General features: G+C 34.7%; 17 protein-coding genes. All 17 read left to right on the forward strand.

All coding sequences use genetic code 11. The features are described from left to right. Window positions 1–41 precede the first annotated feature (41 nt). The gene (locus N4A68_18100; protein ID MCT4566209.1) at window positions 42–1457 is read left to right on the forward strand and encodes a S41 family peptidase; all 1416 of its coding nucleotides are present in this window, start codon (window positions 42–44) and stop codon (window positions 1455–1457) included. Between the two features lie 280 nt (window positions 1458–1737). Beyond that, entirely contained in the window at window positions 1738–3345 is a 1608-nt protein-coding gene (locus N4A68_18105) for a CTP synthase (GenBank protein MCT4566210.1), read from the forward strand. A gap of 547 nt (window positions 3346–3892) precedes the next feature. Continuing rightward, window positions 3893–6664: an S-layer homology domain-containing protein gene (locus N4A68_18110; GenBank protein ID MCT4566211.1), complete on the forward strand. Its 2772-nt coding sequence runs from the start codon at window positions 3893–3895 to the stop codon at window positions 6662–6664. A gap of 462 nt (window positions 6665–7126) precedes the next feature. Next, on the forward strand, window positions 7127–10912 hold the full coding sequence (locus N4A68_18115; GenBank protein MCT4566212.1) for an S-layer homology domain-containing protein: 3786 nt from the start codon (window positions 7127–7129) through the stop codon (window positions 10910–10912). 167 nt (window positions 10913–11079) lie between these two features. Next, window positions 11080–11838, forward strand: coding sequence for a transposase (locus tag N4A68_18120; GenBank protein MCT4566213.1), 759 nt, complete (start codon window positions 11080–11082; stop codon window positions 11836–11838). 426 nt (window positions 11839–12264) lie between these two features. Further along, window positions 12265–12660: a nucleotidyltransferase substrate binding protein gene (locus tag N4A68_18125; GenBank protein ID MCT4566214.1), complete on the forward strand. Its 396-nt coding sequence runs from the start codon at window positions 12265–12267 to the stop codon at window positions 12658–12660. Continuing rightward, a complete protein-coding gene (locus tag N4A68_18130; protein MCT4566215.1) occupies window positions 12657–12968 on the forward strand; it encodes a nucleotidyltransferase domain-containing protein in 312 nt (103 codons plus the stop codon). The genes N4A68_18125 and N4A68_18130 overlap by 4 nt, the downstream gene beginning before the upstream one ends. 218 nt (window positions 12969–13186) lie before the next feature. Continuing rightward, window positions 13187–13564, forward strand: coding sequence for a hypothetical protein (locus N4A68_18135; GenBank protein MCT4566216.1), 378 nt, complete (start codon window positions 13187–13189; stop codon window positions 13562–13564). 383 nt (window positions 13565–13947) lie between these two features. After that, window positions 13948–14352 (forward strand): hypothetical protein, encoded by a 405-nt coding sequence (locus N4A68_18140; protein MCT4566217.1) that lies wholly within the window; start codon window positions 13948–13950, stop codon window positions 14350–14352. Window positions 14353–14669: 317 nt separating this feature from the next. Further along, the gene (locus N4A68_18145) at window positions 14670–15827 is read left to right on the forward strand and encodes a TolC family protein (protein ID MCT4566218.1); all 1158 of its coding nucleotides are present in this window, start codon (window positions 14670–14672) and stop codon (window positions 15825–15827) included. 188 nt (window positions 15828–16015) lie between these two features. Further along, a complete protein-coding gene (locus N4A68_18150) occupies window positions 16016–16498 on the forward strand; it encodes a MarR family transcriptional regulator (protein MCT4566219.1) in 483 nt (160 codons plus the stop codon). 16 nt (window positions 16499–16514) lie between these two features. Next, the gene (locus N4A68_18155; GenBank protein ID MCT4566220.1) at window positions 16515–17960 is read left to right on the forward strand and encodes a TolC family protein; all 1446 of its coding nucleotides are present in this window, start codon (window positions 16515–16517) and stop codon (window positions 17958–17960) included. A gap of 140 nt (window positions 17961–18100) precedes the next feature. Then, on the forward strand, window positions 18101–19150 hold the full coding sequence (locus N4A68_18160) for an efflux RND transporter periplasmic adaptor subunit (protein MCT4566221.1): 1050 nt from the start codon (window positions 18101–18103) through the stop codon (window positions 19148–19150). A 12-nt stretch (window positions 19151–19162) separates the two neighbouring features. Continuing rightward, window positions 19163–20347, forward strand: coding sequence for an ABC transporter permease (locus tag N4A68_18165; GenBank protein ID MCT4566222.1), 1185 nt, complete (start codon window positions 19163–19165; stop codon window positions 20345–20347). Then, window positions 20334–21473, forward strand: coding sequence for an ABC transporter permease (locus N4A68_18170; protein ID MCT4566223.1), 1140 nt, complete (start codon window positions 20334–20336; stop codon window positions 21471–21473). The genes N4A68_18165 and N4A68_18170 overlap by 14 nt, the downstream gene beginning before the upstream one ends. A 333-nt stretch (window positions 21474–21806) precedes the next feature. Next, complete coding sequence (locus N4A68_18175) at window positions 21807–22121, forward strand: hypothetical protein (GenBank protein MCT4566224.1); 315 nt, start codon at window positions 21807–21809, stop codon at window positions 22119–22121. Between the two features lie 309 nt (window positions 22122–22430). Next, complete coding sequence (locus tag N4A68_18180) at window positions 22431–23480, forward strand: V-type ATPase subunit (protein ID MCT4566225.1); 1050 nt, start codon at window positions 22431–22433, stop codon at window positions 23478–23480. Window positions 23481–23501: the final 21 nt, after the last annotated feature.

Here is a 23501-nt window from a genome sequence, read left to right on the forward strand (position 1 = left end):
ACATTAACACCTACAACTTAAAAACAAGGAGGCACAAAACGATGTTTAAAACAACAAGATTCAGAAAACGATCCATAATATTAGTTCTAGTAATCACCTTGCTATCAACGGGATTTTCCTACGCCGGTGAAGCAACTAAGGAATTTAAAAGCCTAGATGATAGATTGAAATATCTAGGGTCTATGGTAAAATACATAGAAGCAAAACATAAATACGATGTAACAGAAGAAGAACTTATGGAAGCAGCATACAACGGAGTATTTAATGCACTAGATAGACACAGTAACTATTTTAGTCCCAATGAATATGAACAATTTAGTGTGGATACTTCAGGAACCTTTGCAGGAATAGGTATCTCGGTGGGAGTAAGAAATGCAAGGCTTACGATAATAGCACCCATAAAGGGAACCCCTGGAGAGAAAGTCGGTCTTAAATCTGGAGATATTGTAAAATTTGTAGATGAAATTGATGTTACTAATGTAAATATTGAAAGAGTTATAAAGCTAATGAGGGGAGAAGCAGGTACAAAGGTAAAGCTAGGGATAATAAGGGGAAGGGACCCGGAGGTTAAGTACTTCGATATAACCAGGGAAGTTATAGAAATTAATCCTATAGAATATGAAGTTATTGAAGACAACATAGGTTATATAAAAATAGTAAGCTTTAACAACAATGCCTATGAGAATATAAAAGAGGCAATAGACGATCTTTTAGCTAAAAATGTGAAGGGATTTATTATTGATCTAAGAAATAATCCCGGTGGTTCACTTGGGGAAGTAACAAAGGTGTCGGATTATTTTGTACCAAAGGACTCACCTATTGTACACATTGAATTTAAGAATGGAAAAAGAAAAACCTATACGGCGAAAAAAGGAAAGGTTGATAAACCCCTTGCGGTGCTAGTAAATGGTGGAAGTGCAAGTGCTTCAGAAATATTCGCAGGGGCTATTCAAGGTACAGATTCTGGTACAATAATCGGCACTCAGACCTATGGTAAGGGAACTGTGCAGACGGTTATATCCCTATCAAATGGTGGTGGTATGAAGCTTACCATAGCTGAGTATCTCACAGCCGATGAAAAGAAAATTGACGGTATAGGATTAACACCGGATTTGATTGTAAAAAACATTGAGGTGGAAGATAAAGAAAACATACCGGCCTTTGCACCTATGATAGAGGATGAAAAATCGAAATTGAATGATAAGGGCTTAAATATCTACGGAGCGCAACAAAGGTTAGGATTCTTAGGCTATGAGGTGAGGGCTACAGGAGTATTAGACGAAAACACCCTTGAGGCAATAAAACAATTCCAGACTTCGGAGAAGTTAACGGCATCCGGGGAGCTGGACTTCGTTACAAAGGAAAAAATGAATAAAAAGATAGTAGAGGTATACTCAGAGGGCATAGAAGACCTACAACTTGAAAAGGCCATAGAAACAGTCTTAAGCCCTAAATAGTTGTTTTGCATTATCAATCTAAGCACCCAAATTTACCATTCTAAAAATCTCAAATTTCCCCTTGACTCATCATACCACTCATTGTATACTATTATAGTTGTTAAACTAGAAGTACAAATCAATCCTAAAATATAAAAAAAGAGCACCCATACAGGGTGCCCTGCCAATAAAGAAAACGAGGCAAGGTAGGTCACCCGTGGGGGTGACCTCTCACTTTTTTTGGAGAACTAACCACAGACTAGCGGAGCCATTGGGAATATTAACTCAAGGAGGGTACATCATGTCAACCAAATACATCTTCATCACCGGCGGAGTAGTTTCGTCCCTTGGCAAGGGAATAACGGCTGCATCCCTGGGACAACTACTGAAATCAAGGGGACTAAAGGTAACTATTCAAAAATTTGATCCCTACATCAATGTAGACCCAGGTACAATGAGTCCATATCAGCACGGAGAGGTTTTTGTAACAGACGATGGTGCTGAGACAGACCTAGACCTTGGTCACTACGAAAGATTCATCGATATCAACCTTAGTAAATATAGTAATGTTACTACGGGGAAGATATACTGGTCAGTACTTAACAAAGAAAGAAAAGGTGACTATCTAGGAGCAACAGTACAGGTAATACCCCACATAACTAATGAAATAAAGGACAGGGTATTTAGAGTGAGCAGAGACAGTAATCCTGACGTTGTCATAACAGAAATCGGTGGTACCGTAGGGGACATAGAAAGCCTACCCTTCCTAGAAGCCATAAGACAGATAAAATACGATGTGGGTAAAGAAAACATAATGTATATACATGTTACCTTAATACCATACCTATCAAAGGCGGGAGAATTGAAAACAAAGCCTACACAGCACAGCGTAAAACAGCTTAGAGAGATAGGTATACAACCCGATGTGATAGTATGTAGGACGGAAAGGCCTATATCCGATGAAATGAAGGACAAGATAGGTCTGTTTTGCAACCTTGATCCCAATAATGTGATCCAAAACTCAGATGCCGATACACTATATGAGGTTCCCCTACTCCTAGAAGAAGAGGGACTGCCTTTATTGGTTTGTGAGAGATTACAGCTTAACTGCCAAGATCCAGATCTAGATGAGTGGAAAAACATAGTTGCAAGGGAAAAGAACCCAAAAACCACCACTAGGATAGCTTTAGTAGGAAAATATGTGGAGCTAAAGGATGCCTATCTATCTGTGGTAGAGTCCCTAAAACATGCAGGAATTGCCAACGAAGCAAGGGTAGATATAGATTGGGTACATTCAGAGGAGATAAATGAAGATAACGTAGAAGTATTATTGAAGGGTGCCGACGGTATACTTGTGCCCGGTGGCTTTGGTGATAGAGGAGTAGAAGGGAAAATACTTGCTTCAAAATATGCTAGGGAAAACAAGGTTCCCTTCCTTGGTATATGCCTTGGAATGCAGCTATCTGTAGTAGAATTTGCAAGAAACGTAGTAGGACTAACCGATGCCCACAGCTCAGAACTAAATCCAGAAACTACAAACCCTGTTATAGACCTAATGCCCGAGCAAAAAGACATAGAAGACATGGGTGGCACCATGAGGCTAGGTATATATCCTTGTAAAATATATGAAGGAACAAAGGCCCATCAGGCATATGGAGAAGACCTAATATATGAGAGGCACAGACATAGATATGAGTTTAATAACTATTTTAGAGAAGCCCTATCGGAAAAAGGTCTTATAATAAGTGGCATATCCCCCGACGAAAGACTGGTGGAAATAATAGAGCTAAGGGATCATCCTTGGTATGTGGCAGGACAATTTCATCCAGAATTTAAATCCAGACCAACAAGACCCCACCCATTATTTAGGGACTTTATAAAGGCTTCACTAGACAATAGAAATGATTAAACAAGTCAATACGATAATATAGGTTTAACCAAAAGAGATATTACCCAAAAGAGTAATATCTCTTTTTCATGTTTTTGTGCCTTTTCTACTATTCTTTATCCCTCATAGAAAGCAACCCCACCCCCTAATCCACTAGTTGGTTCATTTTACCTTGGCAACACAGAACAAATAAACCAACACAGGAAACAATGTCGTATGTTGTCGAATCTTTTATATATATGCAAAACTTGCCAAGAAAATAAGCCTCTGTGTAAATCCATCGTAATAAATTGTAATATAGTTGTAATGGACTAATGAGAAAACACATAGTATAATGAGTTATGTGGAAACGACAAGAAACGACATTGTATAGAAAGTGTATAAGAGTGAATAAATATACATGAATATACAACCTTCAATCCACGAATCAATAGTAGCGTCATGACTGGCGGCGCCACTATCACCAACCAAGTTTTTAATGCGGAAATCTACAAAGATTTACTCGCATTAATAATATTAACATGCCATGAGGCAAAAAAATTAGAAGAGAAAATAAGGAGGAAGAAAAATGAAGAAAATTCTTTCATTAGTATTAGTACTTTCAATGGTACTTGGAAGCATCGGTTTTGCATTCGCTGCTCCAGCTGACGTTGAAGGTACAGATTATGAAGATGCTGTAACAAGATTAGCAGCATTAGAAATCCTATCTGGATTCCCAGATGGAACATTCAGACCAGGAGAAACTGTAACAAGAGCGCAATTTGCAAAAATAATGGTTACTGCACTTGGAGTTGGTGAAGCTGCAAAATATGCTGCAGGACAAACTCAATTCACTGACGTTGCTGGTGGACACTGGGCAGCAGGATACATCAATGTAGCTTCTGATATGAAGATTATCAATGGTTACGGAGATGGAAACTTCGGTCCAGAAGATCAAGTAACTTATGCACAAGCAGTTACTATGATAGTAAGATCTCTTGGATATGAGCCAAAAGCTACGGCTATGGGCGGATACCCAGGTGGATACCTTGCTATAGCAGCAGAAAAAGAAATCACTGAAGATATAAACGTAGTAAACACTTTAGCAGCTATCCGTGGTGATGTTGCTGTAATGGTAGACGCTTCCCTTACTGTACCTATGATGGTTCAAAAAACTTGGGGACAATACCCAGAGTATGAAGAAGACGAAGACAAGACTCTTATGACTACAAAGCTTGGAGTTGACGAAATCGAAGGTGTAGTTACAGATGTACCTAACACTGATAGTTCTTTAGAAAAAGATGAAATCAAGGTTGGTAGTGACACTTACACTTTAAAAACTGACGTAAAGCTTGACTCACTTCTTGGTTTAGAAGTTACAGTATGGGCTGACGGAGAAGATGTATTCTTCGTAGACGTTGAAACTGATTCAGACGATATACTATTTGATACAGTAAAAACTGCAGACAAAGATGATGTTACTCTTTATGTTGAAGATGAGACATATGACTGGGCTAAAAATGCTAAAGCATATGTAAACTTTGAAGAAGTTAATGTAGATAAGGTTCCAGCCGATGCATATGGTTACGTTGTATTAAATAATGATGAAGAAGTTGAATTTATAAATGTATTTAAATTTGACGAAGTAGCAGTTGGGGTAGTATACGAAGTAGATGGAGATGTTTACAAATATGTGGACTCAACTGATGCAAGCACAGATGAAATAGAATTGTCAGACTACAAAGATGGCGTATTTATTTACAATGAAAAGATGGAATTAGTTGACGCCGAAGATATAGATGTAGATAGTGCAATCTTTGCTTGGGAAACTAGCGATGAGTTATACATGATCGTTAAGAACGAAGTAGTAAAAGGCGAACTTGAAAGAATCAAAGATAACGAAATAAGAGTAGCTGGAACAAGCTATGACTCAGCTTATAATGGAGCTGCTTACTCAGATGATAAATTCGATAACTTTGGTGCATATAATGATGTTGCTGACTTAGATAATCTTGGCGACGAAAAAGTAAATGTAGTATTAGACCTTAATGGTGAAACATTATTAGTATATGGTGATGCTAAGACTACTAGCTCTACTATGTATGGTGTTGTAACTTATGGAGATACTACTTCAAAATCAAAGGCAACTGTATTCAATAAAGATGGGGAAGAAATAGACTACAAATTTGAAACAAGAGCTGACGGAACTGACCTTGATGGACTTGGATACTTTGAAATTAAAGATACTAACAATGGAAACAAAGACTTAAGCTTTGCAATAATGGAATTCAAGCTTAACTCAGATGGCGAAATCGCAGATGGTGAAGCTACTATCGATACTATAACTTATGCTTCTGATGCTGTACCAGCTGGTACAGGTAACTTAACAAAATCTGCAGATAAAAACTATGTAGATGTTAGTGGTACTAAGTACTATATCTCTAAGGATACAGTATTTATGACAGTGGTAAACAATGACGGAGAATTAGATCCAGAAGTTGTTAAATACGAAGATATCTATAAGAGTGCAATTGCTTCAAACGAAGTACACGTATACGGAACTTCAAGCAAGGATGCCGACATGATAGTATTCTTAGATCCTACATTCGTGGGTGCTGATGATGATTACTACTATGGTGTTGTAAAAGATAATCCTTGGAAAGATGGAAGCGACTATGTAGTTGAGATCGATGTATTTGGTGAAGGTGAAAAAGAATATACAGTAAAAACTAAAAGTGACTTTACAGAAGGAAAAGTAGTTAAATTCCACTTCAATAGTGATAATGAAATAGTAAGAGACGCATTAGGAACAGAAGATGCTGATGGTACTTTCGATTATGACGATGGATATTTAACATCAACTGATGATGGAACAGTTAAGATTTCTTCTAAAGCCGTAGTATACGAGCTTGACTCAGATGGTGAGATTGATGAAAAAGTAAGTGTATCTAAAGTAGATGACAGCAACTTCAAGACTTTAGTTTACATCCTTGATGAAGACGGTATTGTTGTAGCTGCTACAGTAGAAGAAGAAGGAACTACACAATCTACAAGTGCTAAAGCTACTATCACAGCAGACGCTATACTAGATGCTCCAACAGATGCTGTTAATGTTAAATTAACATTAGGTACTGGAGAAGCAGTTGGTGAATACAAATTAATGGTTTACAAGTCAACTGGGTTTGTTTCATCAGCAGCTATAACAACTGATGTTGATACAGATGCAAATGGTGAAGATTTTGAAGCAAATTCAGATTTATCACTGGCTGATAACACTGAGTACACAATAAAAGTAGTTAAAATGGCAGACGGTACAGTATTGACAGAAAAAGTTGTAACAACTCTTGATGTTACACCATAATAAAATTTAATATGATATAAGTGATCCCTAGGAGGAATGCACCTTCTAGGGATTTTCTTTTATTTACATAAAACTGTAACAAAACCCACTTGCAACCCCCCTATATAAAGCCCTAAATGTCCTTGAAATACTAGTGAAAAGAACATGTAATAATATTGTAATATAAATCACATTGACTTGGAAAAAAGAATTATGGTATCATATCGTTAGTGATTAATGAAATAAATTCCTGTATAGGATAAATAATCACTAGCAGGTTTATGTTACTTAGTAGGTTACATAAACACACAAGCTTTTTTAAAGCCCTTTATATTATGGTGTTAGAACGTGGATTTGATTTTATATCTTTTCCACTTCTATAGATTTAACCCAGTTTATCCTTGATGGGTAGGATGAATAGGGTTGGTACATAAAAACCCCATCACAAAAATAAAGAACAAAATAAAAGGAGGAAATTTGAACATGAAAAAGATACTTTCATTAGTATTAGTACTTTCATTAGTACTAGGTTCAATGAGTATGGCTTTCGCTGCGGCGCCTTCATTCTCAGATGTTGAAAATGAAGACGTATTAAAGGCAGTGAAAAGACTAAATGCTTTCGGAATCGTAGATGGATATGACGACGGTTCTTACAAGCCAGAAAAAAATATTACAAGAGCGGAATTTTCAAAGTTGCTAATTACTGCATTAGGACTTGAAAATGCTGCAAATGCTGCAAGTGGAATTAGTCACTTTGGTGATGTTACAGGTGGTGAGTGGTTTGCAGGTGCTGTAAACGTAGCTGCAGGTCAAGGTATAGTAAAAGGATACGCTGATGGAACTTACAGACCAAATGCAGAGGTTAAATACTCTGAAGCTGTTACTATGATAGTAAGAGCATTGGGATACAAAGATGAGTTCCTACCTGGAAAATGGCCAGGAAACTTTATTGCTAAAGCAGCTGACGCTGGAGTAACTGATGATGTTACTTTCCAACCAGATGGTATTGCTAATAGAGGATCTGTAGCAATAATGTTAAATAATGCATTAGATGCTAAAATGGTAAAGGTTAGTTCTTATAATAAAGATATCTTTAATGCTGATAGTGATGGAATTCACTATATTTTAACTGATGTTACATTATTACAAGATAAGCTTGATATCGACAAATATGAATCAATCGAATTAACTGGGACACCTAAGGTTGATAATGGGTTAGATTCAGATCAAGTTGCATTCAGAGAAACTGACGATTCCAAAATGAATGGTGAAGATGAAGACGAATTTAATTTACCTTCAAAATTCGATGTTGAAGATGCAGATATGTTAAACGTATTAGAAACTCGTTTAGGTGAATCATTAAACGTTTATGTTGATGACGATGAAGTTGTATTCTTTGAAACTGCAGACAACGCTTATACTGTTAAGTGGGGTACTGTTAAAAAAGGTGATATTGATAAAGAAAAAAATGAAATCACAGTAACATTTGTTGATGGAGACGACAAAGATTATGATTACGAAGATTCAGGAAAATCTGAGATAAAGATTTATATTGATAACGAAGAGAAAGACGAAGATGATGTAAAAGACGACCTATTTGGTAAGTTTGTTATTGCTGATAATGGGGACGTTTCAGTAGCTGATTTACATGATTGGGACGATGAAGCTTTAATCGTTACTGAATCAAAGGCTGATGAGTTTGACTATATTGCAGCGGCTGATTCACATAAGACATTTGAAGCTGATGACTTTGATAAGGTAGTAGTAATGAATACTGCTGGTGAAGTTATGAATATGGAAGATCTTGAAAAAGATACTGTTGTATATATCAATGAAGCTGAGCTTGCTGAAAGTGGCGATGATGTAGCTTATGTTGTAGCCGTTGAAACACCTGCTGTAATTGAAACAGCTGATGATTTTGACATTGATGATGATGACAAAGAGCAAGAATTTAAGACAGAAGAAAGTGGTACTTACGACATCAATGATTCTTATGGTACTGTATCTGCTGATGAAGATGACGACATCGTAGATTTTGAAAGCGCTCGTGACGAGTTAGAAAGTATTACTGGTAAAGATGCAAAAGTTAAGATCTTATTTGATATAGTTAAAGATATTAGACACATTAGTACAGATGTAGATGTATCTTCAACTAACCTATATGGGGTTATATTAGGTACAGATGATGATAATTTCGATAGTGATGAAATACAAGTTAAAATATTAACTTCTACAGAAGACAAAGTTGTTTACGATATCGATTTTGATAGTGACGATTTCTACAACTTTACTGATAAAGCTTTCTATGGAACTGCTCCAGCTGCAAAAGACTTTACTGAAGCTAATTTAAAAGATTTAATAGAAGGTTTAATTGTTAAGTACACATTAAATAGTGATGGCGAAATAGATTCTATGGTAGTAATAAACCAAGATAAAGAAGATGATGATACAAATGCTAGCACTGATGAAATTAAAGGTGATGATGAATTAGAAGCAAATGAAGCAAACAATGTTGATGACAGTGATGTTATAATTGCTTCAGGTAAGTTAAAAGAAGATATTGAAAAAGATTCAATTGAATTTAGTTCAACTGATTTTGAAGGTGGAAAAGATGGAGTAAAAGACTTCACAGTAGCATCAGATGTTATAGTATTTGATGTAACAGGAGAAGATGCTGACGATATGGATTCTATTAAGTACGAGAACCTAATCGGTAATGGTGAAAATAAACAAATATTAGTTGTGGCTAATGACGACGAAGAAGTTGAATTAGTAGTTGTAACAAACGAAGTAGCTTCTGACACTGAGTATGTTGGTTACCTATTAGAAACTCGTGAGATAGATGATGAGCATTACTTTGAAATGGCAGTATATGGTGAAGATAAAATTAAGAAATACGAAATTGATACTAGTACTGTAAATGAAAATAAAATTGCAGAGGAATCAATGGTAGTATACAATGTAAAATCTGATGATACAATCAAGATTATCGGGGCTTCTGATAAAGACGCTGGTCAATCACTTCCAGATACTTCTGACTTTGAATTTGTTGTAGGTCAAGTTGTGGATGTTGACGGAGACTGGTTAAAGATTGATACAGACGCTGATAAAACTTATAACGACAAAGTTAAATTATACAGTGATACACTTGTATATGAAGAAGATTCAGATGATGCAGATGTAGATGAATATGATTTTGTATTAGTTGCTAAAGATGGTACAAAAGCAAGAGTAGTTAAGCGTTATGACATTGATTTCGAAGATTATGATGAAAATGGATCTGAAGAAGAAATGTTTGAAGAAGATCTTAAAGAAAATGAAGGAACTACCGATATAAGTGGATTTGTCTTTGGTGAAGGTGAAAAACCAGAAAATAGCAATAGTGAAGAATCATCAGCTTATATTGTTGATCATACTTATGCTAGTGGAACATATAAAAGATTAAAAACAACAGATGCTAATGAAAAAGTAGTTTACTTATCATTCTCAGACTTCACAACATTTAAGTTTGGTGAAACTGAATTACCGAAAGAAGCAGTAGTTGCTTGGATGATTGCGGAAAGTTCTAACTTTGTTGTAAATGTTGATGGTAAGACAATGATAGTAAAAGATAAGGATACTGAAGAAGCAGCAGCTAAAGATTTATTAGCAGCACAAAAAGCTCTTGACTTTAATGAAATTAAAGATTCAAACACAAAAGCTACAGAAGTGAAAGCCAACTTAAGTTTACCTGCAGATGCTAGTGGATTTAGTCCAGCAATTGCTGGGATAGCATTTGCTTGGGAAAGTAGTGATAATACAGCAGTAAATAAAACAAATGGTAATGTAACTAGACCTGATGCAGGAAAGGCTGATGTGAATGTTACTTTAACTGCCAAAATTAAAAAAGCTGATATTGAATTAACAAAAGATATTGAAGTAAAAGTATTAGCAAAAGACTTCTCTGCAGAAGCTGGTAGTCTTTCTACAAGAGCTGTAGATATTACATTAACATTAGATGGATATGCAAACGGTGATTTTACAGTTTCAGACTTTGATATGGATGGTTTAGGAAATGATTCAGTTACATTTAACGGTGTTACTTACACAGTAACTTACAGTTCAGGAGTTTACACAGTAACTGCAACTTCAACAACTGGAGCAGCGGCAGAAGCTAAGACTGTAACATTATCATTGACTGAAGATGACAAAACAATCGAATTTGATTTAGATATTCAAAAAGCAAATGCAGGTGGTGAAAACGGTGATTTCACGATTACTGTAAAGTAACTATCTTAAATTGAGAATTAAGGTTCTCAACTAAAGAAAGACCCCAATGGAGAAATCCAAAGGGGTCTTTTCTCATTTATCCAAAACACAAGGGCAAAACACAAGGGGACGGTTCTTTTGTGTTGTTTTTTTATGTTTAATCTGTTAATATAAAAGAGGGTGCAGAAATGCCAAGAAAAGCCAGAGAAAAAAGTAGTACAGGAGTATACCATGCTATTTTAAGGGGTATTAATAGACAAAAAATATTTGAAGATGATGAAGATTATGAAAAGCTATTGGAAACATTCAAAGATCATAAAGAGAAAAGCGGTTATGAAATATATGCTTATTGCCTTATGAGTAATCATATACATCTATTAATCAAAGAAGGAAAAGAAAATTTAGGAACAGTATTTCGAAGGATTGGAGCTACTTATGTATACTGGTATAATTGGAAATATAATCGGAGAGGGCATTTATTTCAAGATCGATATAAAAGTGAAGTAGTTGAAAATGATAAATATTTCTTAACCGTTAATCGATATATTCACCAGAACCCATTAAAAGCAGGAATGGTAAAGAAGATTTCAGAATATCCATGGAGTAGCTATAGAGAATACATAGAAAAATCGGGACTTTGTGATATAGATGTCACCCTTAACATATTTTCTGAAGATCGAGAAAAAGCTATAAGACTGTTCAAAGAGTTTAGTTTAGAAGAAAATAATGATAAATGTTTAGAGTACAATCAAAATATGAGATGGAAAGATCCAGAGGCCATAGATTTTATAAAAGGAATTTCTAGAGTCCAAAGCCCCCTAGAGATACAAAGCTTTGAAAAAGAAAAGCGAAATGATATTATAAAAAAATGTAAAGAGAAAGGTTTATCCATAAGACAAATTGAAAGGTTAACTGGTATTAGTTTTGGAGTGATTAGAAGAATATAGACACAATATTAAAAGCAGGACAGACAGAAGGGTACGGTTCTTTTGTACCGTTTTTGAAACTATTTCTTAAGAAAGATTTTAGGAAATAGTTGGTTTGGCGATAGGAAATGAAAATATGTAGAAAATCATAGAAGATTTTAGTAAAATAAGATAAGGTAATCGGAAAAGAGCATGGGATGGTTGACACCTTACTTTCAGATGAGGGGGAGGTGGTGCGATGAGTACATACGAAGTAATATCTTTAATGATAATCTTTGGTATGTTTACTATATTGTTAATCGCCTTGCACCACCATGCAGCGTGATTAAGTAATTTGTACTCTTAGTGGCAATCGTATTTTGTGAATTCGATTGTTTTTTTGTTTTTAAAGGATTACAAGAATGCTATACTATAATTATAACTATTTTAGGGAAATAGGTGATATATATGAACAATGATATTAGATGGAAACAAAGATTTGAAAATTTCAAAAAGGCTACTATCCAGCTTACAGAATTTATAGAAAAAGAAGAATTAAACAAATTTGAAGTTCAAGGATTAATACAATGTTTTGAATATACTTTTGAATTAGCTTGGAAAACTATGAAAAATTATTTGGAGCAAGAGGGTTTTGATGTGAAAAGTCCTAGAAAAACAATACAAACAGCTTTTCAGATACAGCTAATCACTGATGGACATGCATGGATTGATGCATTGGAAAAAAGAAATCTGATGGCACATACATATGATGAAGGAAAAGCAATGGAAGCAGAAGAACTAATAAGGAAAAAATATTATCAAATCATTAAAAAGCTTTGTTGCAAGCTAGGGGAGTTAATATGAAATTTGGACTAAAAAATTTTGAATTAAATTATATTATTGATGCTCTAAAAAAATTTGATGTAATAGAAAAAGCTGTTATATTTGGATCAAGGGCTAAAGGAAATTACAAACCAGGCTCAGATGTAGATATAGGTATTTATGGTGAAAATATAAATTTTGACACTATATCAGCTCTTCATGCTATGTTAGAAGAAAAAAGTCCACTGCCATATTTTTTTGATATTGTAGATTATACTCATTTAAAACATATAAAATTAAAGGAACATATTGATAGAGTCGGGAAAGTAATTTATGAAAAAGAAAAGTGACACAAGAGTACGGTTCTTTTGTGCTGTTTTGAAACTAATTCTTGAGAGGGAAAAAGGCACAGGAGTTGTGGGCTTTTTTTGAAGAGTACCGCAGGAAAGAGGAGAGAGAGAAGGATTGAGCCGAAGGCGATGGAGGAGAGAAAAAATATTGTATAAATCTTTGACTTCAGTAAATAGAGTTTGATATAATTAATTTAATAAGGTGGGAGGTATAAAAAATGGAACAAGAAATATTAAAATTGATATTAAGCAAACTTGATAATATTGAAAAAGAGCAACAAGAAATGAGAAAAGAGCAACAAGAAATGAAAAAAGAGCAACAAGAAATGAAAAAAGAGCAGCAAGAAATGAAAAAAGAACAACAAGAAATGAAAAAAGAACAGCAAGAAATGAAAAAAGAACAACAGGGAATGAAGATGCGTCAAGATGAAATGTATATTATGCAAAGAGCAATTGAGGAAAATATAAAAATAACTAGGGCAGAGCAAGAGAAAATGCAATTTACTTTGGCAGATATTCAAGGTAAGGTAACAGCTCTTACAAATAAAGTTAAAAAACATGATAATGTTATTAATCAAATAAGAGCTATAAAGTAAACATATAGGACACAAGGGGATTCTCAACGGCGGGGACGGTTATCCTGGTTGTTTTAGGGGAGTGTATGAACAGGATCATAGTTTTATAGAAAAATTAAAGAAAGCTGTTGGATAGAAACTAATAGAAAGAAGCTGTTAGTTTTTTTTTGCCATTTTTTAAATGTCTTCCTTAATCAATATTTGCCATAAATATCTAGACTTGAATACAACTTTTATTTATAATATATGTAGTAATAACAAATATAGAGAGTCTAGGGGAAATCTTAATTTATACATATGTAAATATCCCATGTTTCCGGGGATTTTTAATGTGCATAAATTAAAGTTTTGACTGGAATTTCTATAGCACCAAAGAAAAAAACTAGAAGGGAATGGATTACTAAATGATTAAGAAAAGATTGGGTTTAGTTGTGCTATTAGCTATGATAATCCTTATATCGACTTCATGTACACCAAGTGTAGCGGAGCTACAGCCAGCAGTAGATGAGTATAAAGCTAGTCTAAAGCAGATATACAGTGAACTTGATAGTCAATATGCTAAGAACCCAACTAAAGAAGAATGGGCTACCTTTTCTAAGGATTGGATGCCTAAGCTTACAAGCTCGACACCAGAAAAATTAAATGGGAAAATGCCTAAAGAAATCACAGGAGAAGTATCACAGCTTGATAATGTAAAGGGCAAGCTTATGTACCTATGGACTGAATACGATAATAAAATGGCGGGAAAAAAATATTCAGAGGACAATATAAAACAGTTAAAAGAAAATATTGAAAATAATTTAAAGTAAAATTACATAAAATAAGCTAAGGCATATGAAAAAAACAAACCAGAAGAATATATCTGCATAGGGGTTCCTCTGGTTTGTTTTTTTTATGTATAGATTTCCAAAAGTTAAACTTAATTTATACATCTCAAAATATCCGATGTTTGTAGGGATTTTGATGTGTATAAATTAACTATTTAACTGGAATATCTATGGTAATCTTTAAATTAATACTATTTTAATGAAATATTAATAATTCTTTCGTTGACATAAAAAGCAAAGTAATATAAAATCAAAACATAACCGACCGACGAGTCAGTATGTAGAAAGGATGATAGTTTATGAAGAAATATGTTGGTAGCACTATTCTTGTTTTAGTTTTATGCTTTACCTTAGTTGGGACAACCTTAGGGGCAAGTAATATAGTTGATAGCATGGATTTTCAAGGTGAAGGTGCTAATTTAAGCCTAGATAAGGCTATCGAGCAAACAATAGAAAGTAGTCCGTCAATAAAAAAGGCGAAACTGGACCTAGAGCAAGCTGATGTTGACTATGATAAATACAAGAGTAATTTGAGAAAGGCAAAAAAAGCAGATAACACAAAGAATAAAGAATCTGCATCGTATTTGCAGTATGTAACATTGCAAGAGATTGTTGGTGAATATGGATTAGAAAATTCAAAGAGAAACTATAATGCCACAGTGGAAAAACTAAAGGCAGATATAGAAGAGGCTTATTATGGATTGCTTCAAGCACAGCAGCTGGAAGATATTAATAAGGCAAATGTAGAAACGGCAAAGGATTTATATGAGAAGACCAATAAGAAATTTGAGTTGGGATTGATCGCAAAGCAGGAAGTAATCAATAGTGAATTAAGTATGATTAAGGCGGAAAACGACTATAAATATGCACAAAATATCGTAAAGAATGCTAAAATGGGCTTGAATATGATATTAGGCTATGATGTGATGAAGGAAATAAAATTGCAGGATGAATTGAAATACAAGGAATTTGAAGCAGGCAGTATAGCAGAAGGGGTTTCAAAGGCATTATTAAACAGAAATGAAATAAAAGCAGCAGAGGTTGGTTATGAGATATCAAAGGTTAACTTTGCTATAGCGGAAAAGAAATATCCAGATGTTACATATCAGTTTAGAGAAAGCAAGGTTAATGTAGAGAAAGCAGAAAAGGAACTTGAAGATGCTAAAAAGGCCATTGAAATGGAAGTAAGGGGTAACTACCTAAATGTAATTCAAAAGCAAGAAGAAATAAAGGCGGGAAAGAAATCAGTAGAATTGGCAGAAGAAGCCCTGAGACTTAGTAGGCTATCCTATGATGTAGGGATGAGCGTATTAACGGATGTTCAAAAGGCTCAAACAGCATTTCTTCAAGCAAAGCTAGGACTTTCAAAAGCTATACTGGATTATAATTTAGCCGTTTTAAAATATGAAGATGTCATAGGAGTAGGAAGAGCAACCATATGGACAAGCGGCTTCTAAATAAAAGCATATGATATTCATAAAAACCTACAATCCTTTATTAAGATCGTAGGTTTTTTACATTTAAACAATATAAAAATAGTTAATATATAAACTATTTACATATAAAATATAAAGTGATATAATATTAATATATAAAATATAAATCTATTTAGTATCAATACATAAAATATCTGGGAGGTGGATCAGTGAATAAACGGAAACAAATATATGAAAGCTATAATTGGATAGGAGAAATTGCCAATAAAACAATTGTTGAACTAAAGAAAACCGCCGAGATATTGGAAGAAACCCATAATAATTTTTTTAACAAATTTGATATATCTAGTACTAAGTTTAATCTTTTGGTGATTCTATACAATGCTCCGGAAGAAGGCATGACTTTGTCGGAAATTGGTGGAGAAATGTTGGTTACAAAGGCAAATATAACTGGACTTGTGGATCGGTTGGAAAAACAAGGCTTTGTAACTAGAAGAAGACATCATAGGGATAGAAGAAAGGTAATGGCTGCAATAACTAAGCCAGGTAGGGAGTTTACTGAAAGAGTTATTGGGGAATACAAGGTATGGTCAAAGGATGTGATGACCATATTAGGTGATGATGAAAAAAGTCGATTATTGGGCCTATTCAGAAAGCTTCAAACGGGCTTGATTAGTAAAAAATTAGTTTAGGGAGGAGCAAAAGATAATGAGAAAAAGAGTATTTATAACAACTATTTTAATATCACTACTGGTATTTAATGTGGCCTTTGCAGTGGATGATATAAAAGAAGTAAAAAAGTCAACGGAAGAAAGTAAGACCATATCACTTACAATAGAAGAATCAGTTAAGCTTGGTCTTGAAAACAGTATAGATTTAAAGATTGTAAAGAATGAAATAGACTTAAGCGCTTTGAAGCAGAAGAGAACAAAAAATTTGAGTAAAAAGCTTGAGGATGGTGACGATAGAATAAGGGATGCAAGTGGACAAATAAACAAAGCTCAGCAGCTTTTAAATGCAGGAATCTCTCCTATTGATAAAAAAATAGGTAGTATTACTATTAAAGCTGGTCAACCAATACCAGATAGTATACCTGCTGATCAAAAGGCTGCAATTATACAAGGTATACAAGCAGAACTAAATAATAAGAAGAAAGCCCTTGAAGGTGGCGAGCTTTCCCTTGAAAGCTCACTAGATCAAGCGGGAATATCTATATCAGAAAAATTAAAATTTGAAACCTTAGATTCATTAGGGGTAAATTCAACATCGGATTTGATGACAACTATGGCAAATGTATCCTACGAAGTGACAAATGCTTCCTATGATATATACAAAAATAAGATTGCCATGCTTATACAAAAAAACTATTACGATGTACTAAAGGCTCAGAAGATATTGGCGGTAAAACGAAAAGCCATGGAAAGAGCTAAAAAGCAATATGAATTTTCAAAGGATAGCTTTGAGGTAGGTATGAAGGCCAAGGATGATATGTTACTTGCCGATGTCTATTATAAAAGTACTGAGATAGAATTCAGAAAAGCAGAGGGAGAACTTGAAAATGCTTTTATAGAATTAAAGAAAAATTTGAATGTTTCTTTAGATACAGAAATAGTACTTACTGATGTCCTAGTAGATGAAAGCGAGACGCCGGATTTTGAAGAGGGATTAAAGAGTGGTATGAAGAACAGATTGGAGATAAAAAAAGCCGTAGGCGAAGTAGCTATATATGATTTGAATTTTGAAGCTACGAAAAAGAAATATCCTTCTAATACCTATACACATAAGGAAGCAAAATTACTTAAGGAAAAGAAAAGATTGAATTATGACAAAGTATTTCAAGATGTAGAAACATCAATAAAACAGTCCTATGAAACCCTTATAACCGTTGGAGATATGCTTGAAAAGGCAAAGGATATGGTGGAAAAAGCAAGAGAAAGCGTTGAAATAGCAGAATTCAAATACAAAGAGGGCTTCGGTGTTGAGAGCAGTCTTCTTAAAAAACTTGATTTAGAAACCGCGGCAGGAACAATCGTAGAGGTATTAGCCGCTGAGGAAAATTTATCAAATGTGGAGGAGAAGGTTGTACAAATAATGTATAGCTATAATCTGGCTAAGGTTAAATATTATAATGATGCAGGGAAGTTTATTTATTAATAAAAAACGTTGAAGGCTTTAGGGTCAATGAATGGGGACAGTCTCCCGGATACATAAAAGGAATATGTGTCACATGGGACTGTCCCCATATCGCAGACATTTTAAAGCTGGATTATATATTTTGAAAGGGGAAATATAGGATGAAGAGTTTAAGTAAATCCATATGCATTTCAATCTGTTTATTGATGCTTTTAATGACGGGTTGTAGTGCTGGTGCTGAGGGAAAGGATGCAGTAAATGTATTTAATGAAGAAGAGGGGATAGTATCTCAGGGAGTTATAGAAGCTAAGGAAGTCAGTATAAATAGTAAGATACCAGGAAGAATCGGAAAGATATACGTGGAAGAGGGTATGGAAATAGAGGCAGGTAAACCAATCGTTGAAATAACCAGTGAAGAGCTTCAGGCTAAGAAGGAACAGGCCCTTGCCCTTGTAAAGGCTGCTGAGGCGGCTCATAAAGCAGCAAAGGGACAGGTTCAAGCGGCACAGTCTTTATCTCAAAAGGCACATAATGGAGCTAGGGAGCAGGAAATAGCCAAGGCTCAAGCCTACTATGATCTTATGGTTTCTACATATGAAAGGGTAGAAAAACTTTATGAAAAGGGTGCAGTTTCTGAGCAGAAGAAGGAAGAAGTTAAAACACAATTGGAGGTTGCTAAGCAAACATTGAGTATGGCTAAGGAAGGGGCAAGAAGTGAGGATATAAATAGTGCAGAAGCCCTTGTTACTCAAGCATTATCAATGGAACAGGCTGCAAAGGGCAAGCTAGAGCAAGCACAAGGCGGACTTCAAGAGGTTGAGGCTTATTTAAAGGATACTAAAATATGCGCTCCTATAAACGGTACTGTGACTCAGATAAATGCCGACGAAGGTGAGCTTGTGTCTACGGGAATGTCAATAGCTACCATCACAAACCTAAATAAAGCATGGGTAGAGGTTAAGATTAAGGAAACAGACCTTGAAAAGATAGCCTTAGGTCAAGAAGTGAAGGTAAAGGTGCCTAGCTTTTCAGATGAAATATTTAAGGGGAAAGTAGTACGAATTAACAAAAAACCTGACTTTGCTACTAAAAGAGCTACTAATGATAATGGGAATTTTGATATCATTGCCTTTGGTGTAAAGATAGAAATAGAAAACAATGAAAAGGTATTAAGACCAGGAATGACAGCCTTTGCTCAGTTTTTAAAATAGGTGGTGAAAGCCGTGATAAGCAGCCTTTGTACTACGATAAAAAGAGAATTCGATATAATGGTGAAGGCGAAGATGATATTCATAGTAATTATACTCATCCCTCTCCTTACCAATTTTTTATTCGGTTATGAATTTGGAAAGGATGTACTGACTAAGATACCCATGGCAGTATATGATGGAGATAACTCATCAATTAGTCGAATGATAGTGGAACAATTTAGAGAAAATGATATGTTTGATGTTAAGTATTACTTAAAAAACAGTGATGATATGAAGGGCTTAATGGATGACAGTAAGATAAGGGTAGGAATGGTGATCCCCAAGGGCTTTGGTAAGGATGTGACAGGAACCAAGTCCCCAAGTATATTAATGGTATATGATGGCAGTCACATGCCCATGGCAGCTGCTGCCAAGAAAAGTGCATCGGAGATACTATTGACCTTAAAAACCGGTGTATTTATGAAGCTGCTGCGGGGTAAGCTAAATCTTCCTGCGGACACAGCACAAAAAGTGGCTTTAGCCATAAATTTTAGCAGTAGAACATTGTATAATCCTACGGGAAGCTATAAGAACTTCTTAAACATAGGATTTGGAACTGCCATAGTACAATCAGGAATTGCCATAATGGCGGCAACAGCCATTAGGAGAGAAGAAATAGAAAAGGAAAAAAGCAAAAGAATAGGATATTTATTAGGGAAAATTATTTTCTATGGACTTTTAGGCTGGCTTTCCCTCGTATTATGTATATTTATTCAGAATAAGGTATTTAATATTCCACTTAGGGGACAATTCACCCATGCAGTGATACTCAGTATGGCACTTTCATTTGCAGTGGCATCCTTAAGCTTAATGATTTCCACATGGATTAGGGACTATATGTTTGCCACATTAGTAAATGCGGTCATATTCATACCTAATACAGTAATGGTAGGGTATACATGGCCAGTTTTATCTATGCCAAAACCCTATAGGATATTAGCTAATTTTTATCCCTTTTATCATTTTATAGATAATCTAAGGGACTTGTTCCTAAAGGGATTACCTATCTCAAAAATGGGTGGAGATATAGTATGGTTTATTAAGTTTACCATAGGGGTATTGATCATTGGTATACTAGGCATTTTGACGGCAAAGGGACGGGAATATATTGAGGAAAGTTCTCCAGATAAGGGGGGAGAAGAAATTGTCATTTCTTAAGATGATATTTAAAGAGTTAAAAAATACGATTTTAGATAGAGATGTCATACTGCTGATTTCATTAGGCTCTATATTTCTGACTCTTTTATTTGGTGGAGTATATATAAACAGCTATATTGAGGATATACCCGTTGCCATATTGGACGAAGATAATTCTAGCTTGAGTAGGATGATCGTACAACAGTTTGGTGATGACGATAGATTTGATTTGACCTATCATATAAATACAAGGGAAGAACTCAAGGATTTGATTGATTCCAGAAGGGTTCACATGGGGGTGTATATACCGCCGAATTTTTCTAAGGACGTTATGACCTTGGAGTCCTCCGACGTATTGATTCTTGTAGATGGAACCAACATGGTTGTAGGGAACAATGCATATGCCCAGGCTGTAAGTATAATTCAAACAATAGCCGCGGGAACGCAAATAAAGCTGATAGAGGCCAAGGGAATAGTGCCGAGTTTATCATATAATGTAGCTATGCCCTTTCAATTTACCGATAGAATGTTATATGATCCAAAGATGACATATATGAACTATCTGATCGTAGGATTTATTGGAATTTTTTTGCAACAGGTTATGTTTTCGGGTGTGGGAATAAGCGTTGTAAAAAGAGGAGAATATTTTGCAGGTAAAAATACAATCAAAAAGCTTGTACCAAAGGTAATTGCCTTAGCTATACTGGCGCTATCATCTATGTGTATTGCGATTCACATAGCCCAAAGGGTTTTTAATGTTCCTATAAGGGGGAGTATAGGCATTGGATTACTATTTGCCTTTGTATTCATATTGGCAATCACCTGTCCAGCGATTATATTGGCTTCAATCGTAAAGGACAAATTGAAGTTTGCACAAATTTCATATATGCTGTCCCTACCTACCTTTGCAGCCAGTGGATACCTGTGGACCATTGATCAGCTGCCGGCCCCGATGGTTGCTGTTTATAAATGTCTATGGCCCCTTATATACTTTGTAAGGCCCTTTGATGAGGTTATGGTAAAGGGCTTGAGATTTGAAATGATTAAGGGCAATATATATGGATTGCTTTTATATACCTTGATATGGATGCCCATAGCAATATTTATATTGAAAAGGAGATATAAAAACACTGAATGTACAAACTAACTTTTGGAAAAAATAGAAAAACTTTAACAAAATTTTAAAATATTGATATATAATAGAGATATGGTCTAATATCAAAATGTTGAATGTTATTCGGGTAAGTTTCGATGGCTTTTGATTTTGGGGTCCGATCTATGATATGGGGACAGACATTTAAGTTATAAGTTATAAGTTCAGAGTTCTAAGTATTTAGGTCAAGTCTTTTGGGTCTTCAAATACCTAAAAGGTTTGACATAAAACCTTGGAACTTGTAACTTGAAACCTCAAAAGCCCAACCCTTATAATTTATCACTTAGAACTGACAAAGCACAGCTTTGTCACAAACGGGGTGAATACATGGAAAATATAATTGATAAAATAGTGGATATAGATAGAAAGGCCCTTGATATAAAGGCAAAGACGGAGAAAATACTGCAGGACAATGGAAAAAAATTGAATGAAAAACTGGCTGAAATAGAAAAAAAGGAACTAGAAAATGCCAAAAAAGTTGGGGAGAAGAAATACCGAAAGCTTATAAAGCAAGGAGAAAATGAAAGGGATGAAATAAAATCCCATACAAAAAAAGAATGTAGAAAGCTAGAAGAAAGCTATACTAAGATTCATAAAAAATTAGAAAAAGAAATTTTTTCTGTAATATTTAAAGATAATTAACTGAGCAAATTGTGAAATCACCTTCTACAAAACCATCAAATATGCTTATATCTAATATACAAACCATTACTATAAAACAAACATTTCCATAGCATCTATTCAAATAATCATATCAAAATACTCTTATTTTTCCTTTATTCATACCAATATCTAATACAACAATCCAACTCCTAAATATACATATCACCCCATGGAATCGACCTAAATTTCATTTTCAACCATAGGAATGACCTGAAATTTTAATCTTAATCCATCACTAAAGACAATGCCACCAAAGCCCCCAACATCACTGAAAAAGGATGTGAAATTATGGGAAGCATAAAAAGATTTGCTGCTATAAATACGAAAATAAGGACATTGGAAGGACGACTTTTAACGGAGCATGACTACAGTAGATTGATAGCAATGAATAGTGTTGGTGATATAGCAAGATATCTAAAGGAGCATACTGCCTATACCACCGTACTTGAAGGCATTAATTTGTCATTGATAAATACGGATAAATTGGAGCTGTTACTAAAAAAATATATAGTGCAGCAATATCAAAGGCTCATACATTATTTTACCGATGAATATAGGAAGTTGTTTAAAATACTTTTCACAAGGTATGAAATAGAGGATTTAAAAATATTTTTAAGGGCCATAGACCGAGAAGAGAGCCTGGCAAATGTAAAGGATATGGTGGTATACTCGGGCATTTACAGCACTATAGATTACGATGACTTAAGCCTATCAAAGAATTTAGAGGGATTAATAGATAGATTGAGGGGAACCGTTTATCATAATGCATTGAAGGCATATACAAGGGAAGACCAAGAAAAAAGATTATTCTATATGGAAATGTCATTGGATCGTCTATATTTTAAGCTGCTCGCTGAAAAGCTAGAAAAGTTAGATAAAAGGGATAAGGATATATTAAGGGAGCTTCTTGGAAAAAATATAGATCTTATGAATCTTCAATGGATATATAGGGGTCTCAAATTCTATGGGCTTTCTCCAGAAGAGCTTATAAACTATACCCTGCACAATGGCCATTATTTGAATTTTAAAAGAATAAAGGAGCTGTGTTATGCAAAAAACGAAGGGGAACTCATATATAAGATGATAGATTCAAAATATGGCTTTTTGTTTGATAATAAGGATACACTAGAAATATTTATGGAAAGGCGTATAGAAAGATACCTATATTTTCTTTTACTTGATTATAAAAGGAAAGAGAAGATGAATATAATTGAAGCCGTTGTATTTATACATCTTTTAGAATATGAAATGCGGGATATCATATCCATAGTGGAAGCAGTACGATATGGAATGGATGAGGAAAGCACTACAAAATTCTTAGTTAGAGTTATTCAATAAATGAATGTGGGAGTCTTTGAG

Origin of the sequence: Maledivibacter sp. (assembly GCA_025210375.1) — a bacterium.
Classification (GTDB): Bacteria; Bacillota; Clostridia; order Peptostreptococcales; family Caminicellaceae; genus JAOASB01.